The 16,077-nt window shown below is 46.0% G+C and carries 13 protein-coding genes and 1 pseudogene; 1 reads left to right on the top strand and 13 read right to left on the bottom strand.

Annotated features, from left to right (window positions below; genetic code table 11):
- Nucleotides 1-45: 45 nt before the first annotated feature.
- The 13 genes and pseudogenes from JJ941_RS03040 to JJ941_RS02975 all read right to left on the bottom strand — a co-directional run bounded on the left by JJ941_RS03040 (nucleotide 46) and on the right by JJ941_RS02975 (nucleotide 14,582).
- On the bottom strand, nucleotides 46-1,293 hold the full coding sequence (locus tag JJ941_RS03040; protein ID WP_290962210.1) for a TolC family protein: 1,248 nt from the start codon (nucleotides 1,291-1,293) through the stop codon (nucleotides 46-48).
- Between the two features lie 121 nt (nucleotides 1,294-1,414).
- Nucleotides 1,415-5,183: pseudogene (locus JJ941_RS15275) on the bottom strand (efflux RND transporter permease subunit).
- Nucleotides 5,184-5,348: 165 nt separating this feature from the next.
- Nucleotides 5,349-5,804 carry a hypothetical protein gene (locus JJ941_RS03025; RefSeq protein ID WP_290962204.1) on the bottom strand — a complete coding sequence of 152 codons (456 nt, stop codon included), beginning with the start codon at nucleotides 5,802-5,804 and terminating at the stop codon, nucleotides 5,349-5,351.
- A 244-nt stretch (nucleotides 5,805-6,048) separates the two neighbouring features.
- Nucleotides 6,049-7,371 carry a hypothetical protein gene (locus tag JJ941_RS03020; protein ID WP_290962202.1) on the bottom strand — a complete coding sequence of 441 codons (1,323 nt, stop codon included), beginning with the start codon at nucleotides 7,369-7,371 and terminating at the stop codon, nucleotides 6,049-6,051.
- 36 nt (nucleotides 7,372-7,407) lie between these two features.
- Nucleotides 7,408-8,301 (bottom strand): flagellar hook-associated protein FlgL, encoded by an 894-nt coding sequence (gene flgL, locus JJ941_RS03015; protein ID WP_290962200.1) that lies wholly within the window; start codon nucleotides 8,299-8,301, stop codon nucleotides 7,408-7,410.
- 3 nt (nucleotides 8,302-8,304) lie between these two features.
- A complete protein-coding gene (flgK, locus tag JJ941_RS03010; protein WP_290962198.1) occupies nucleotides 8,305-9,663 on the bottom strand; it encodes a flagellar hook-associated protein FlgK in 1,359 nt (452 codons plus the stop codon).
- Nucleotides 9,664-9,665: 2 nt separating this feature from the next.
- Nucleotides 9,666-10,175 (bottom strand): flagellar export chaperone FlgN, encoded by a 510-nt coding sequence (flgN, locus tag JJ941_RS03005; RefSeq protein ID WP_290962196.1) that lies wholly within the window; start codon nucleotides 10,173-10,175, stop codon nucleotides 9,666-9,668.
- A 23-nt stretch (nucleotides 10,176-10,198) separates the two neighbouring features.
- Nucleotides 10,199-10,507 carry a hypothetical protein gene (locus JJ941_RS03000; RefSeq protein WP_290962194.1) on the bottom strand — a complete coding sequence of 103 codons (309 nt, stop codon included), beginning with the start codon at nucleotides 10,505-10,507 and terminating at the stop codon, nucleotides 10,199-10,201.
- A 21-nt stretch (nucleotides 10,508-10,528) separates the two neighbouring features.
- Nucleotides 10,529-11,656: a flagellar basal body P-ring protein FlgI gene (locus tag JJ941_RS02995; RefSeq protein WP_290962192.1), complete on the bottom strand. Its 1,128-nt coding sequence runs from the start codon at nucleotides 11,654-11,656 to the stop codon at nucleotides 10,529-10,531.
- A 23-nt stretch (nucleotides 11,657-11,679) separates the two neighbouring features.
- The gene (locus tag JJ941_RS02990; protein WP_290962190.1) at nucleotides 11,680-12,309 is read right to left on the bottom strand and encodes a flagellar basal body L-ring protein FlgH; all 630 of its coding nucleotides are present in this window, start codon (nucleotides 12,307-12,309) and stop codon (nucleotides 11,680-11,682) included.
- A complete protein-coding gene (flgA, locus tag JJ941_RS02985) occupies nucleotides 12,291-12,995 on the bottom strand; it encodes a flagellar basal body P-ring formation chaperone FlgA (RefSeq protein ID WP_290962188.1) in 705 nt (234 codons plus the stop codon). Before flgA ends, JJ941_RS02990 begins: the two co-directional genes overlap by 19 nt.
- A 24-nt stretch (nucleotides 12,996-13,019) precedes the next feature.
- The gene (gene flgG / locus JJ941_RS02980; RefSeq protein WP_290962186.1) at nucleotides 13,020-13,811 is read right to left on the bottom strand and encodes a flagellar basal-body rod protein FlgG; all 792 of its coding nucleotides are present in this window, start codon (nucleotides 13,809-13,811) and stop codon (nucleotides 13,020-13,022) included.
- Nucleotides 13,812-13,841: 30 nt separating this feature from the next.
- Nucleotides 13,842-14,582, bottom strand: a complete 741-nt coding sequence (locus tag JJ941_RS02975; RefSeq protein ID WP_290962184.1) for a flagellar hook basal-body protein — start codon at nucleotides 14,580-14,582, stop codon at nucleotides 13,842-13,844.
- A 414-nt stretch (nucleotides 14,583-14,996) separates the two neighbouring features.
- Here JJ941_RS02975 and flhB point away from each other — a divergent pair, with 414 nt between their 5' ends.
- Nucleotides 14,997-16,073: a flagellar biosynthesis protein FlhB gene (gene flhB, locus JJ941_RS02970; protein ID WP_290962182.1), complete on the top strand. Its 1,077-nt coding sequence runs from the start codon at nucleotides 14,997-14,999 to the stop codon at nucleotides 16,071-16,073.
- The last annotated feature ends 4 nt before the right edge of the window (nucleotides 16,074-16,077 follow it).

Below are 16,077 nucleotides of genomic sequence, written 5' to 3'. Positions count from 1 at the left end.
ATTTGAGAAGTTTTTATCTTGATACTCAAATCTCACATCTTACATCTATTTATTAAGATTGATGTTATTTTTTCCGGTCAAATAATCGATATACGCCGATGAAACCTGCATATCCACCAAAGCCTGAATACGGCTGAGTTGGTAGTCAAGAAGCTTGCGTTGCATGCGAAGAATTTCTTCAAAATTGGAACTGTCTGTAGCATATTTCTGAGTCATAATGTTCAGTGCCTGATTTACCCGCTGAATCTGTTTCTGGTCGTACAATTCATATCGGCGTTGGGCATCGTAAAAATCTCTTAACGAAGAGGTCAGATCGGTTTCCAGCTTGTTCTCTTTATCGATAATCCGGGACTGTACCGCTTGTATATTCAGCTCCGCCTGGTTCACTTTAGCGTTATATTTATTTCGGAATAGGGGGATTTTGAAACTGGCACGGGCCATGATAGCATCCTTGCCATTATCGGTAAGATTGGTAACACCGGATCGCTCACCGGTAAAAATGTAATCCACTCCTATCCCGAAAGATGGCTTTCCATCTTTTGCAGCCAGTGCTTTCATCTCGCGCGCTGAATCTTCCTGGTACCGAAGCCGGTTTAAGGCCGGATTTTGCTGTATCAATTGATTCTTCAGTTCCGACTCACTTTCTATATCCGTTTGGGGAATTAACGTATCCGGCAGGGTGACTTCCTGCTCTACCTTAGCATTTAAAAGCTCATTCACTTTCCTGATCAACACTTCCCGGTTGTCTTCAAGCAGAGCAATTTGCGTTTTCAAGTCTTCCTGTTCGATTTGAGCCCTTAACACATCTACCTGGGAAGCCTGATCAGTTTCATATCGTCGTAAACTGATCTCCACCAGTGAATTCAGGATGTCCAGATTCTCTTTAGCAATCGATAAGCTTTGTTCGAGTTCATAAAGTTCGAGCAGCGATTTTTCAGTTTGAAAAAACAATCGGTTCCGGGTTTCCCGAAACACTTCGTACTGTTCTTTTGCCCGCACTTCCGATACTGATCGGTGGTCAGAGAGGCTTCCAAACCACGGAAACATCTGGGTTAGTGAGATGCGCGCTTGCTGTGGCCCCAATCTGGTTTCAATCGGGCTAATGAAATAAGCAAAAGCCACTTCCGGATCAGGTAATGCCCCCACTTGGGATTCTACCTCCATGCTGGAAAGATATTGCTGAAATGCAGCGCGGACTTCCGGGTTATTCTCGGCAGCCATTTGTTGGTAGTCTTCAATACTTTGGGCAGTTACCGACACCGGGATCAGTAACGCTAATGACAGAAGCCGCAAATAATTCGCAGGCCCTACCAGTCTGCTCCAAGCGTCTCGCTTGAAGCTAAGAGATGTAATTAAAACACCGCACAAGCGCGTCGCTAGCGCTATTCTATTTAAAAGTTCTGATTTCATAGTTTTATGATTCAATGTTCGATATTCTTTTGATTTTGAATTCCTTCCATATGAAGTACAGTACCGGCACAACAAACAGGGTGATAATCTGAAGTAACATTCCCCCCACACTTGGGATGGCCATTGGAACCATGATATCAGCTCCTCGTCCTGTTGAGGTGAGTACCGGAAGCAGTGCCAGAATTGTGGTAGCGGTAGTCATTAGCGTAGGACGAATCCGACGAGAGCTTGCTTCAACAACCGCCTCTTTAAGTTCGCCTATGGTTGCTGGCTTCCTGCGATCATACAGTTGGTCAAGGTAGGTAGCCATTACCACTCCGCCATCTGCTGCAATTCCAAAAAGTGCAATGAAGCCCACCCAGACAGCCACACTCAGATTTACAGTACCCATCTGGAACACGTTGCGGAGATTTTGTCCGAATATTTCAAAATTCAGAAACCAGCCCTGACCGTATAACCAGACCAGTAGAAACCCGCCCGCCCAGGCCACAAAAATGCTGGTAAAGATCATTCCTGTGGTAGCCACCGATTTAAATTGGAAATACATAATCAGAAAGATCAAGACCAGAGCAATCGGTAAGATGATACTCAGTCTTCGTTCAGCCCGAACCTGATTCTCATAATTACCGGCAAATTCGAAGTTAATACCAGCCGGTATCGTCAGTTCTCCTGAGTCAATACGATCCTGAATAACCAGCCGGGCATTTTCAACTACTTCCACTTCGGCAAAACCATCTACTTTGTCAAAAATCACATAGCCCACAAGAAAAGTATCTTCGCTTTTGATTGCCTGAGGCCCTTGTCGGTATTGAATTTCAGCCAGCTGCCCCAGAGGAATCTGGGTTCCGGTTTTGGTTGGCACCAGCAGTTCTGAAAGTGATTCCGGATCGCCTCTTAATTCTCGTGCAAAACGGACACGGATATCGTATCTCTCTCTTCCCTCTACCGACCTGGATACGGGCATTCCGCCAATACCGGCGGTAACAAAATGCTGAACCTCCTGCATCGAGAGTCCATAACGAGCCAGCGCTTGCCGGTTCCATTCAATTTCGATATAGGGCTTACCGACAATTCGTTCGGCAAAAACCGATGACGCCTTCACCCCGGGAACTCTCCGAAGTACGTCCTCCAGTTTCAATCCAAAACTCTCAATTTCACGAAGATTGTCTCCCTTTACTTTCACCCCCATAGGTGCACGCATACCGGATTGTAACATCACCAGCCGTGTTTGAATAGGTTGAAGTTTAGGGGCAGAAGTAGTTCCCCGGAAGCCGGGAGGCTTCGACAATTTCATTCCAGATATCATCCGGTGATTGAATTTCATCCCTCCACTGGCGGAAATATTCGCCGTCAGAATCTGGAATAAGCTGCCCATTTTCATCCCGTGCGTAGCTTCCGTCTTCGTTTACTTTGAATCGAATCCGGCGACCGCTTTCATCGGTTTTGTATTCTGACTTGTAGAGAATTACGTTTTCAAACATGGAAATAGGTGCCGGATCCAGAGCTGACTCAGTCCGCCCCATCTTTCCAACTACCGTTTCAACCTCAGGGATAGATGCCACAGACATATCAATCTTCTGCATCACGTCTTTGGCCTCCTCTATACCGGCGTGAGGCATTGTGGTGGGCATTAGCAAAAATGCGCCTTCATCCAGAGCGGGCATAAATTCCTCTCCCAATCCCGGAAAGGTATGGCTGGCTGCCGTCCACACCGAAGTGGTACGGATATTCACCCCCAACGAATCAAAGCCTTTGGCTACAAATCCAAAAACCGTTGCAAAACCCAGCCATATCATCACTCCAACCAAAACCAAAGTAGAAGGTATAGCAAGAAAGGTCTTTTTATGATCGAGACACCATCCTATAAGCTGGTTATAGTATTTGATAATCAGCCAGAAACTGACAAGAATCATACCAATCAGTAGAATAATGAAAGTCAGGTTGCCTGCAAATGAAACGGAAGGACCAAATGGCAACCAATACTCGGTCAGCAACCATGTGACTACTGTAACAGAAAGTGCATTATTTAATAAAGGAATGCGCTGCTGATATTTCTCTCCAAGGAAATAGCCGGCTCCGTTAATCAGTCCAAACCCGAGAATTAACAATCCGGCCCACCCTGATACCGTAAATAGGATAACTAATCCGCTAACTACCAATAATCCGTTCCAGCCCAGCTTGATGTTTTTGTTTCGGATTTTTAAGCCAAAGACCCAGTGTGCAAAAGGCGGGATAAGAGTAATTGCAATAATGATGGAGGCAATTAGCGCGAACGTTTTTGTATAAGCTAAAGGCTTAAATAGTTTACCTTCCGCTGCAATCATCGTAAATACCGGCAGGAAACTTACAATAGTTGTTGTAACCGCCGTAATTACCGCTGACGCTACTTCAACCGTAGCGGTATAAATCACTTCCAGAAGCGACTCCCCTTCATCCATTTCTTCCATATGGCGAAGCATATTCTCAGAAAGGATCACCCCCATATCTACAATCGTACCAATGGCAATGGCAATACCGGAAAGCGCGACAATATTGGCATCCACCCCAAAATATTTCATTGCGATAAAACACATCAAAACAGAAAGCGGAAGCATACCTGAGATCAACACCGAAGTGCGAAGGTTCATTACCATTATTACGATTACGATGATGGTAATCAGTATTTCCAGGGTCAGTGCTTCCTCCAGTGTGCCCAGTGTTTCTGAAATCAGTTCAGAACGATCATAAAAAGGAACTACCGTAACTTTTGACGTGGATCCGTCTTCGAGTGTTTTTGAGGGAAGGCCTGTTGAAAGTTCTTCAATCTTTGCCTTTACATTATCGATCACCTGCTGTGGGTTGGCTCCTTGCCTTGCCACGACCACACCTCCAACGGCTTCTGCTCCGGCTTTATCCAAAGCTCCTCGTCTCTGTGCCGGACCCATCGTTACAAAAGCCACGTCCTGAATTCGAATAGGAGTGTTATCCACCACTTTTACCACAGCCGACTCAAGGTCGTCCAGGCTTTTGATGTATCCCAATCCCCTTACCAGGTATTCGGCATTATTCAACTCCAGTGTTCGCGCTCCGGTTTCCACATTACTGTTTCGAACAGCCTCAAATACATCCGAAAGAGTGACCCCATAAACCTTCATTTTGTTTGGGTCCACATCTACCTGGTATTCCTTCACATACCCCCCAATAGCAGACACTTCAGCCACTCCTTCCGCACCGGATAGGGCATATCCTACATAGAAATCCTGAAGTGATCGCAATTCCTGTGGATCCCAGCCTCCGGCCGGATTGCCGTTTTCATCACGTCCTTCCAGGGTGTACCAAAAAACCTGCCCAAGCGCGGTTGCATCGGGCCCCAATGCCGGCTGCACTTCTTCCGGCAAAGTGCCCGCGGGTAATGAATTCAGCTTTTCCAGAATGCGGGAACGACTCCAGTAGAACTCCACATCTTCTTCAAAAATCACATAGATGCTGGAAAGCCCGGTCATGGAAGTGCTTCGAACGGTTTTCACTCCGGGAACAGTAAGTAACTGCGTTGTGAGAGGATAGGTTACCTGATCTTCAATATCCTGGGGAGACTGCCCGGCCCATTCGGTATATACAATTTGTTGGTTCTCCCCCAGGTTTGGAATGGCATCTACCGGAACCGGATCTTTCGGGAGGGCATCCAGATTCCAATCAAACGGTGAGGTAATTAGTCCCCATCCCGCCAGCAGTAGTACCAGCAATACAGCTATCAGTTTATTTTCCAGGAAAAACCGGATGGTTTTGTTTAGTATGAGTTCTTTTTATTGAATCGGTAGTTTTAAAAGGGATTGTTAAGAGAAAAGTCATTAAGGCTTTATCAAAATCATGCTGTCCATTTATCCACAAAAAGTTGGTAAATGAATTATGATCCTTACCCTCACAATCATGACTTTAGGGTAGAAAAGATGTACCGATCCCTAAATCAAAAAAGTCTCGTTGGCTAAAAAGATGGGTGGTGGTGAATAGGAATCCGAAGTTTGAATAGCGTGGTTGTCGGATTCAGTTTTAGTGGTATGATCTTCCGCAATAACCTGAACAACAGCTAAAACCTTTGCTTTCACTTTTTGGAAAACAGGCGCTTCGGTTTTAACCGGTGCTTCTTCGATACTGCAGGCACAGGCAAAACCGTAATCGTGCATTCCTACCATTGATATGGCAGGATTTGCCTCCTCATTTTTGTGCTGATGCTCCATGGGGCAGTCATCGTGTCCCGCCATCATGGTCATAGGCATTTGATGATCAGCATGCATGGTTTCCATGGCATCACATTCTTCCAAGTCTTTGGCGTGCAAGCCGGACGGAAGTGAAACACCAATGAATATGCTCAGGCTTAGCAAAGATGCAATGAAGCGATATGTTGCAGAAATTTTCACGTGATAATATTAACGATTCTAACTGAGAGCTAAAAGCGATATCAAAATTATACACACTTTAGATGGAATTCTGTAAGTGGGTTGGTATCAGGGTTACCATGAATGTCGTTCAAAGCTGAGCAATGAAGAACTACTTACCAAGTATTTCGCGGCAAAGATCCTTCGCGATTACTATCCCGGCCCTATTTCAGCATTCTTGCGCTCAGGATGACCCGTTTTATGTAACCGGGTAACAAGCAAGCAATCAGGCTACTTTTGCTACTAACTTCTGGGCTTGTTCTACTCGGTTGGTCTTAACGGATGCCACAATCAGTCTGCGCCGGTATTCATCGATTTGCGGGTTTGAATTGTAGAGTTCCCAATACAACTCATACACAAACTCATGCCACTCATTTTGCATAAACATGGTCATGTAATCGTTGAGCTCTTCCCTGATTTCATCGTCCATGGTCCCGGATCCTACCTCATCTTCAAACATTTTGTTGAAGAAAAATTCCGACTTTTCGAAGTCTGTAAGTTCAATCGACAGCACTAAAAGCTGACGCAGAAAAGTGCGGTCCACCTCTCCGTTTTTAACAGCAAAAAGTTCGTTCAGCAGTTTGGAGGCTTCTTCCCTTAAACCGGATTTCAATGCAAGATCAGCCAGGTTAATCAAGGTCTCTTCTTCAGATATTTTCACATCAAAGTTGGCGAGTGAATAAAGCTCAAGTCGTTCGTAATAACTATTCAGCGACTGATAGGCTTGCTTCCATTTCTTTTGCAGCTGAAAGATTTTAAACTGAATCAGGTAAGGAAGACTTTGCAGTGGCTCTGCCTCCAGCGATTTCTCCGTCAGTGCCAAAGCCTGAGGCCATTTATACTGTTCGGCCATACAGCTTGCCAATCCATTAACCGCTCCTAAACGATCAAAGGATAACAACCGGTTTTTCTTAAGTAACTGACGGTATTGGGCCGCGGCATGTACATATTTCCCTTCTTTAAAATACTGATCTCCCTGAACCAGGTATAACTGTGGAGAGTAGGATTGAAGCGTTAATTCATCCGAAGGGTTTACTTCCTGTACCGGATTTGTTTTCCTTTCAATCATAATCGGCATGGAAGCCAACCCAATTTCATTCTGGGTAATGAACCGTGTACAATCCGGAAGATTCTTGCCATCAAATACCTGGGTTTTTCCTTTCTGAACCAGGCGAATTTGATAATGCTGATACAGCTTTTCATTCTGAGTATGAACAATCAGCGCCGGAGCCCATTTCTTTTCATGGACCTCCGCCTCATTAGGAAAATCATTGAATTGAATGACTTCATCATCTTCCACAAAAAGGGTCCACTCTTTGTCAGATTGTGCCAGCATCTCATTCCAAATGTCGGATCGCTGTTCTTCTTTCTCAGAAATTCGCCATCCGATGTGTTCATCCAATTCATCCGGACGTTCGTCGGGACAAACAACCCTGATGCTGTTGAAAATAGAATCCCATTCAGCAATCTTGTTTGAATTCAGGTATTTGATGTCGGTCAGGTAAACGACCAAATCAATCCACTCTTTGTATTTAGTTTCTTCTTTCATGGCTATTGATTCCGATTCTATTTTCAAGGTTCAGGCTTAGAGATAATCCAGCAGGGTATTTTTGAACATAGTGGTATGAACCGCCATTGCCGACTCATACGCTACTTCAATCCGCTGTAAATCCGAGAACGCCTCGGCATAATCCGTATCTACCAAGCGACTGATATCCGCTTCTTTCGTAATTCGGGTGGCTTCATATTGTTCAAACATAAAGTCCATCCGGTTGATATTATTCCCCAATCTTGAGGTCACATCCGTCACATGTTCAATGGACTCATCCACATCAGGCAGCAGGTTATTCAAAGCAGTTACGTCGTTATCTCGCAAAGCCTGTTCAATATTTCCAATCACCTCAAAAAGATCACCCGCCGGTGTATTTCTGATTTCCGAACCGGTTACACTGATGTCGATATTGACACCATCTCCGGCCTGTACTTTAGGCGATTTGTTGTTACTTCCATTTGAAACTCCACCCACGGCCGTACCGTCCAGTTCAAAAGGCTTTTCACCGCTGTTGGTACCGGCAAATAAATAACGATCGCCGTAGCTTAGGTTCAATGTACTGATCAGGCTATCTCTGATGCCTGAAATGGAATCGGCCATACTGGCCCGGTTGCTTTCTCCCAACGAGCTGGATGCTCCCTGTACAACCTTTTCCTTAATCTCAATCAGCCGGTCGATGGTTTCATCAAGAGCATCCTGGGCCAACCGGCTTTGCCGAAGGCCACTTTCGATATTGCTCTGAAATTGCTCTTCCTTGCGGATGTCTTCGGTCAGAATCCGACTTCTCTGAAAAGAAACCGGGTCTTGTGATGGCACCCTGACTGCTTTTCCACTGGAAAGGTCTGACTGAATCTTAGCCATTTCACCGCGATTCTTATTGATATCGCGCATGAAGTTTCCAAAAATAGTTTTCTGTGTAATTCTCATGATTTACCTCAAAATTCCGATGAGTGTGTCGTACATATTCTGTGCGGCCGACATTACTTTAGCCGCTCCCTGATAAGCATTTTGATATTGAATCATCAGGCTTAGCTCTTCATCAATATTCACACCCGATTCTCTCTCCTGCTGGGTGGTCAGCATCTGAATTTCGGAATCCCGGGCTTCTATCTGAGAGTTAAGGCTGCTCAGGCTATTCCCGGCCGATGTAATCAAATCCACGGAATAATCAATCAGCTTTCTTCCGCCAATCAGTTGCTGGCTGCGAAGTTCTGCGATCTGAAGTGCCGTTTCACCATTCCCGGCTTCACCGGCGGTATCAGAAGCCGCAATATTTGTCGGGTCATCCACCAAAACCTGGTTCAGGCTGATGGTATCAGCTGTGGTGTTGGTTGGGTTGAAGAAATTTCGGCTTATGCTGTCATTCAGCCCATAACCGCCGGAGTGAATGGCATTAAACTCTGTTACTATGGTTGATGCAAGTTCATCCAGCCGGTCTTTCAATGCGGGTATTTCGGTTTGATACATCTCAAGCTCAGCTCCAAGCTGACCGCCCTGAGGCTCCACTGTTTTCCCGCTCTCAAGCCGAATCTGGTAGGTTTTATCTACATCGTTGATTTCAGCTTTCAGGTGATCTGCTTTTTCTGCATCCAGCACCTTCACCCCACCAATGCGTAATTCAACGGCATTGGAATCGTTGGCGCTTATTTCGTAGTCGGTAAGCTCAGACAACTCCTCCAGCTTGCGCACCCTGAGATCCAGACTTGTATTATCGGGAGCTCCGGCAGCATCGGCCTGAGCGATGGTCTGATTCAGAGAATGAATCTCTCCCAGCAAGCCGTTAATTGCATTAATAGTGCTGTTGGATGACTCCAAAATAAGGTCGCTGGTGCGATCTATATTCCTGCTTACATCCTTAAATTTAGTCGTCAATTGCCGGGCATCACTGATCAGGCTGTTTCTAACGCTTATATCCTGCGGGTCGGTGGACAGCTCAGAAAAAGTATCCAGCAAATTGCTGATACTCAGGTCCAGATCGCTGCCTGAATCGGAAGCCATACTGGCCTCAAGCTGTTCAAAAACCCGGGCTTTACTCTGCATGAACGACATGTTTTGCCGCTTTTCGTTCAGCATCACATCGTTCATCTCGTTTCGGAGACGGGTTACATTCGAGATATTCACCCCGAGCCCGGTATTATAGCCGGTCATCTTCATACCGTTCGGAGTTTTGTCGATCCGCTGGCGGGAATATCCCTTCGTGTCGGCATTTACAATGTTATTTGAGGTAACCGAAAGAGAACGTTCGGCACTTCGTAATCCACTTTTAGAAATTTCAAATAGAGAGCGCATAATCAGATCTCCTGGTTGAGTGCTACACCTGTTGTAATTCCCTTTTGTTGCCCCGTAGGTGCATAATGTGTGTTTTTGGAATTATGAACACTATACATAGACTGCATCATGCGGGCATTTTGGCTCATCGCAAACTCAAGCAGCTGTAGAATCTGATTATGCTTACGCTGTAGTTCTTTGGTATCAGCGGTGAGGGTTTTGTGCCAATTTTCTATATCAGATACAGACTCCGGAAACACCTCTTTAAGACTCACCAACCGCACCGGTGCTGTACTTCCTGAAGTAGCTAATAGTGCGGATAGTTCGCTGATGAATTCCTGCTCGTGAATTTTAAATCGTTTAGACAGATTACCATGCACTTCGGAAAGCTCTTCAATTCTCAGCGCATTTGAAGCGATGATAGCATCAATTTGGTCCTCCATCACCTTTATAATCTGTTTGGAGCAATTATGAAGCAGGTCAACCGATTCTGCTATCTGTTCTAATGAAGTGGTATCGGATATGTTATACATTGCTTTGTTTCTTAATTATTGAATTACTTTTTGGTGGATGCGGAAGAATGATCCCAGTATCTGGAAACCAAATCTGCCATTCCTAATTTTCTTTGAGCCGCGAGTTCACTCGCCAGAGCATCGGTGATAAAGCTTCTGTACATATTATTCGATTGTCCCATCATACCGCCGTTATCGGACATCTTAAATGAATCTTTAGTGAGCTCATTCACCAAATGCTTTGCAAAAATCTCTTCGAAATCAGTAGCCGCCTTCTCTTTTTGAAGATCCTGGCTTCTGTTCTTATCAACCTGATTTCGGGCTATGTTTAAAAAAGAGTCGTCAACTTTCATGTTTTTCCTTTTGTCTTTCTTCTACATCACAATGAGTTTGCCACGCAATACACCGGCTCTGTCCAGTGCCTGAAAAATCGAGATGATATCTCTCGGGCTTAAGCCCAGCGCGTTCAGCGAACCGGCCAGTTGCTGTACATTCGTCTCAGGTTCCAGCACAATGGTTTGGGCCGCCTGTTCACTAATACCCGCTTCCGGCACATTCAACACCTGGGTTTCCCCTCCGCTGAATGCCGGTGGTTGACTCACATACGGTGTTACCTGGGTTCGCACCTGAATATTTCCGTGCGAAATCATTACATCGTCAATAACCACTTCACCGCCGGCCACAATGGTTCCGGTTCGCTCGTTAATAACTACTTTAGCCGGAGACTGAACCTGAATTTCCTGCTCCAGAATAATGCTGGTGAAAACGTTCATGGTACCGCGGTCTCTGAAGGCTTCCGGCCAATTCACTTTTACCAAACCCGGATGGTGCATGGAAGCCAGCTCTTCATCAAACGTCTCGTTGATGATTTCAACCATATTCCGGGCATTGGCATAGTTTGGTTCTCTCAGGACCAGCCCCAAAGGTTCTTCGGTACTTAAATTGAATTCTTCGTTTCGCTCTACGGTACCCCCGCTTGGGATGGTTGCCGTCAATGTTTGGTTTTGGCTGAGGCGGGCGCCGGGAATTTCAGCCGTTATTCCCCCTACAATTAGCGGACCCTGAGCTTTGGCAAAAACGGCATCGTTATCCGGATCAAAAAGCGGAGTTTGAAGCAAGACGCCACCCTGTAAACTACTTGCATCTCCCAAAGAGGAAACGGTGATATCAATTTCACTACCGGGAGCATGGTACGGAGTAATGGTAGCTGTAACCATCACAGCGGCTACATTTCGGGTTCGGAGGCGTTCAGCGTCAACGGTAATCCCGAAGTTCTCCAGCATGTTGGCAATCGACTGTACGGTAAATACCGATCCCCTGCTGCTGGATGAACGGTCACCCGTACGGTCCAGCCCGGTAACCAGCCCATAGCCGATCAGTTCCGAGCGTTCTGCATTTTGGATTTCTACCAGGTCAGCCAGCTTAGATTGCGCCTGTAACGGAACGGATAAACCGAATACCAAAGCAGCTGCAATAATGTGGGCGAGTATATTCTTTTTCATGTTGATTGCTTCTGTAATCTTGTTCATCGTTGTAGTTCGCGCAGTATCATGGCAGCTCCCATCCCGAGAGTGACGCCGGTGAACACCACTTTCTTCAGGAGGCCTTTGTGTTGTTTTTTCTTTTTGATACCGCCCATTTTCTGGTAGCTGATATTGGCATTGGCAATGCGATAAGAAAGCACCTGGTTTCGACTGTCCACATCATTCTGCCGAACAGTCCCGGTAATCGACATTTTGTGAACTTCACCGTTTACCTCGGTCATCCGGTTACCCTCTACAATCAGGTCTCCCCGATCGGTCACCTCAACAATCTGAACACTTATATAGCCTTCGAGTAACTGGCGCTGACTGGAAAGGTTTTTCTGATCCGAACCGTAGTTCACATTCACGCCTGAGCCAAAAGTCGGTTCAAATGGCAGAAAATTTCCGCTTATGGCCCCATTGGCTGATCCATCCGAGCTGGTAGAAAGTTTGGAATCGGAGGTAGAACTTCCGGAAGTGCTTTCCTTCAGTATCACTGTTATGATATCTCCCACCTGATTTGCTTTCACATCCCGGTACAGGGAACTCTGTGCATAGCCCGTTCCGGAGAACAGCAGCGTGAGAAAAAGAACAACAGGTACGATTCGATTTACTAATGTGTTTTTTGCCATAGTGCTTCTCCCGGACCTTTCACTGTGCCCAGGTATTTGTTTCGTGTTTCTTTGCAATAAATTTGAATTTCTTCGTCGATGGCTCCGTTTTGGCGAGCCTCACAAGTCAGGATAATCTGTATTCCAAACTCTGTGAATATCAGGTCAACATCCTCTCCTGCTTCTACCAGGAAAGGGGTACTTATCTCTGAATGATGAATCGGCTGTCCCGGATTCACAGTTCTCCTCAATGTCTTTCCCTCTAGCTCTTCCATATTCCGAACCGGCTTCTCCCTTCCCATCCTTACAGGTACCCAACGCCAGCTTAAATCGCCCGGCTTAATGGTTTGCCCGCTCATCATTCTTCGGTTGGGGACCGGAAGCTTTTGTTCCGCTTCTACTTTCAGCTGTATCTGAACTTGTTCAATCGTATTCCCATTCAGGTACAGCACTTCGAAATTGGTGTATTGTTCAACCGTACCCTGCAGCTTAACAGAGCGTACATGTTCGGGTTGGGCTTTTAACAAACTGCCGGGAATCCACCGAGCAGAAAGAGTGAACCGATACTCCTCAGGGTCAAATGTTGACTCTATTGATTCCTGTGCTTTCTCTATGATAACCTGCCTGGTTTCATCAGTTGCAGTGGGGTACGCCGGCCCCGCTACCACAGAGGTGCACGAAAAAATTATGAGGAGTATCGGTATCACGATGCTATAGATTGCTTATGGGTCTTATCGTTTGATGGAGTTAGTTACCGACATCATGTCTTCAGCGGTTTGAACCATTTTTGAATTGGTCTCATACGCACGTTGTGCTTCAATAAGCCGTACCATTTCCGTTACAATATCTACGTTCGACTGTTCCAGGTATCCCTGGCGAACCACCCCAAATCCTTCCGATCCCGGCTCACCGAAAAAAGGCATGCCTGACGATTCTGTTTCTGCAAACAGGTTGTCACCGAGCGCTTCAAGTCCGCCCGGATTGGAAAACTTGGCCAGTTCAATCTGTCCCAATTCAACCTGGGTGTTATCGCCGGCCATCAGGGCGGTTACCGTTCCGTTTTGGGAGACTTCAATAGCCACCGCGTCGGTTGGGATTTCAATCTGGCTGGCCAGGGGCAAACCTGAGTTGTTTACGAGCATCCCGGTGGCATCGCGACTGAAGTTACCGTCGCGGGTATAGCCGATGTTACCATCCGGCAGTTCTACCTGGAAGAAACCGGCTCCGCTGACGGCTAAATCCAGGGCATTGCCTGTTTCAGCTACCGAACCCTGCATAAAGTTTCGAATCGTGGCAACGGCACGGGAACCGTGACCTATTTGCAGCGAAGGGCCACTTGAGTTTTGGTTTCCTGAGTTGCCCAGCTTGGAAGAAGCGATGTTTTCATAGAATAGATCCTGAAAAGCAATGGTGCTTCTTTTAAAACCGGTGGTTCCAACGTTAGCCAGGTTGTTGGCTATGTTATCTACCGATCGCTGTTGAGCACTCATTCCAAGTGCGGCTGTACTTAATGCTCTAAACATAATGCTGTTGTTTATTCTGTTGTTTGATAATTAAAATCTGCCCAGTCGGGTGGTTACCTGAGAAAGCATTTCATCGGTTGTTTTCAATGCCCGCTGCTGGCTTTCAAAAGCCTGCATGTTTCTCATCATATCCACCATCTCCGTCAGGGGCTGTACATTTCCTTTTTCATAATATCCCTGCATCACCGTCCCGGTGCTATCTTCCGAAAGCATGCTTTCGTCCATCACCGAGAAGTAGGCACTCCCTTTTCGGTTAAGCATGGCCGGGTCTTCCACATTTACTATGCGCAGACGGTCTTGTGCTTTATTATTCAGCCGGATGGTTCCATCTTTGGATACTTCCAGCATGGCATTCCCGCCTGTTTCTCCATTCGACTGCATATATTCTGCAAGCTGAACCGGGCCGGAATCTCCCATCACTTTAGCACCGGAACTGTTTACCAGGTATCCATCGGGATCAAGGTGAAACCGGCCGTCGCGGGTTAAAAACTGTTCACCATTGTCTTCCACTACAAAAAAGCCGTCGCCGTTAATGCCCATATCAAATTCATTACCGGTTGGCTCCAAAACGCCCTGCTCCAGGTTTACCTGCTGCATGGGCACACTTTTTGAAATGGTTTTCCCATTCACGTTCTCCTGAAACATCCGGTAAAACACTTTGGTCCCTTTAAAGCCCGGCGTATTAATATTCGACAGGTTGTCCGCGGTCATTTCCTGAGACCGGTTCAAAACCTGCATCGCCTGCATTTGGGTATATAATCTGTCAATCATTTGTAACTGTTTGAGATCATCATTTAAGGATTTCAAAAATCCGCCGAGAACCATGGAGAACATTTCCTGCGATTCTCACGGGTTGAATTACAAAATCTGTGCCAGTCGGTTGAAAAGGTGCTTGAATTCGGCGCTAGGCAGGCTTCTGAAACAGCCGTTAGAGATGTTTTAAGAAGCATTAAATCACTTATTAGAGTACTGAATCGGCTATTAATGCTGCTTCAGGTATCAACCATATACCATAGAAAGAATTTCCTGAACCGGGAAAAGTTGTACCCTTACCACCCCTTCCTCTTTTAGGGAAATGTTTTCCGTTAGCTGGATTTTTTGTCCTTCCTCTTTCCTGCCAACCCCGTTAAATCAGCCGAATTATGAAGCCTGCAGCCGTGGTACTGTTTTTGATACCTATGGGACATGGCAGATAATAAATCAGATCAGGAAAAAACGGAGGAACCCTCCCAGAAACGCCTCGATGATGCGAGGAAGGAAGGGAATGTCAGCGTCAGCAAGGAAGTCTCCTCGGTAGCCCTTATGGTTACAGCGATTATATCGTTTGTAGCGATGAGTGGTATAATCGGTGACCGGCTTACCAAGCTGTTCGAGTCTTTCTTTTCGAACGCGGGTGGAGGTTTCGCTGATCAGGAGGAAGCTACACGCTACCTGCAGGATGCATTATGGGCCGGTATGGAAATGCTAACCCCAACCATGATCAGCTTACTTGTAATGGCTGTTCTCGTGAATGTGGTGCAAACAGGTGGAGTCTTTTCTTTTGATGCCCTGAAATTTAAAGGCAGCAAAATGAATCCGCTAAAAGGATTGAAGAACATTTTTTCAACCAAAGGACTGGTGGAGCTGGTAAAAGGTTTGCTGAAACTGTTCATCATCCTAACTGTCGCTTACTTCACCATGCGGAGCGATATAAATCATTTCGTTTCATTCATCATCTCCCCTTTGGATTACAGCATGAGCCAATCCGGTTCGTTCATCCTTTTATTTGTAACCCGGATTATGGCGGCACTGTTGGTCCTTTCCATTGCTGATGCCGTGTACCAGCAGTTTCAACATAAAAAAGACCTGCGAATGACCAAGCAGGAAGTAAAAGACGAATACAAGCAGATGGAAGGTGACCCTCATGTAAAAGGTCAGCGTAGAAAATTCGGAATGAAACTCCGCCAGCAAAAAAGAATGGATCATGCGGTTCTTGCTTCCGATGTAGTCGTCACCAACCCGACTCACTACGCTGTTGCCCTGAAATACGATCCCGAAAAAAGTAATGCACCTATAGTAATGGTGAAGGGAAAACGGCTGCGTGCTTTAAGAATAAAAGAGCTGGCCAAGCAGTATGGCATACCTATTGTAGAGAATGTACCTGTAGCCCGGGCTCTTTATGCGACGGCTGAGGAAGACGAATTCATTCCTGCAGACCTCTATCGTGCCGTAGCAGAGATCCTGGCGTACGTTTATAAACTGAAAAACAAACACAAAGTATAATTCA

This window comes from Gracilimonas sp. (assembly GCF_017641085.1).
Lineage (GTDB): Bacteria > Bacteroidota > Rhodothermia > Balneolales > Balneolaceae > Gracilimonas.
The sequence above is the reverse complement of the archived record's forward strand: the minus strand, read 5'-3'. Positions and strand labels throughout refer to the sequence as shown.

Coding starts and splice junctions, on each gene's coding strand:
- JJ941_RS03020 (WP_290962202.1), bottom strand. CDS start 7,371: ATGAAAGAAGAAACTAAATACAAAGAGTGGATTGATTTGGTCGTTTAC.
- flgL (WP_290962200.1), bottom strand. CDS start 8,301: ATGAGAATTACACAGAAAACTATTTTTGGAAACTTCATGCGCGATATC.
- flgK (WP_290962198.1), bottom strand. CDS start 9,663: ATGCGCTCTCTATTTGAAATTTCTAAAAGTGGATTACGAAGTGCCGAA.
- flgN (WP_290962196.1), bottom strand. CDS start 10,175: ATGTATAACATATCCGATACCACTTCATTAGAACAGATAGCAGAATCG.
- JJ941_RS03000 (WP_290962194.1), bottom strand. CDS start 10,507: ATGAAAGTTGACGACTCTTTTTTAAACATAGCCCGAAATCAGGTTGAT.
- JJ941_RS02995 (WP_290962192.1), bottom strand. CDS start 11,656: ATGAAAAAGAATATACTCGCCCACATTATTGCAGCTGCTTTGGTATTC.
- JJ941_RS02990 (WP_290962190.1), bottom strand. CDS start 12,309: ATGGCAAAAAACACATTAGTAAATCGAATCGTACCTGTTGTTCTTTTT.
- flgG (WP_290962186.1), bottom strand. CDS start 13,811: ATGTTTAGAGCATTAAGTACAGCCGCACTTGGAATGAGTGCTCAACAG.
- JJ941_RS02975 (WP_290962184.1), bottom strand. CDS start 14,582: ATGATTGACAGATTATATACCCAAATGCAGGCGATGCAGGTTTTGAAC.
- flhB (WP_290962182.1), top strand. CDS start 14,997: ATGGCAGATAATAAATCAGATCAGGAAAAAACGGAGGAACCCTCCCAG.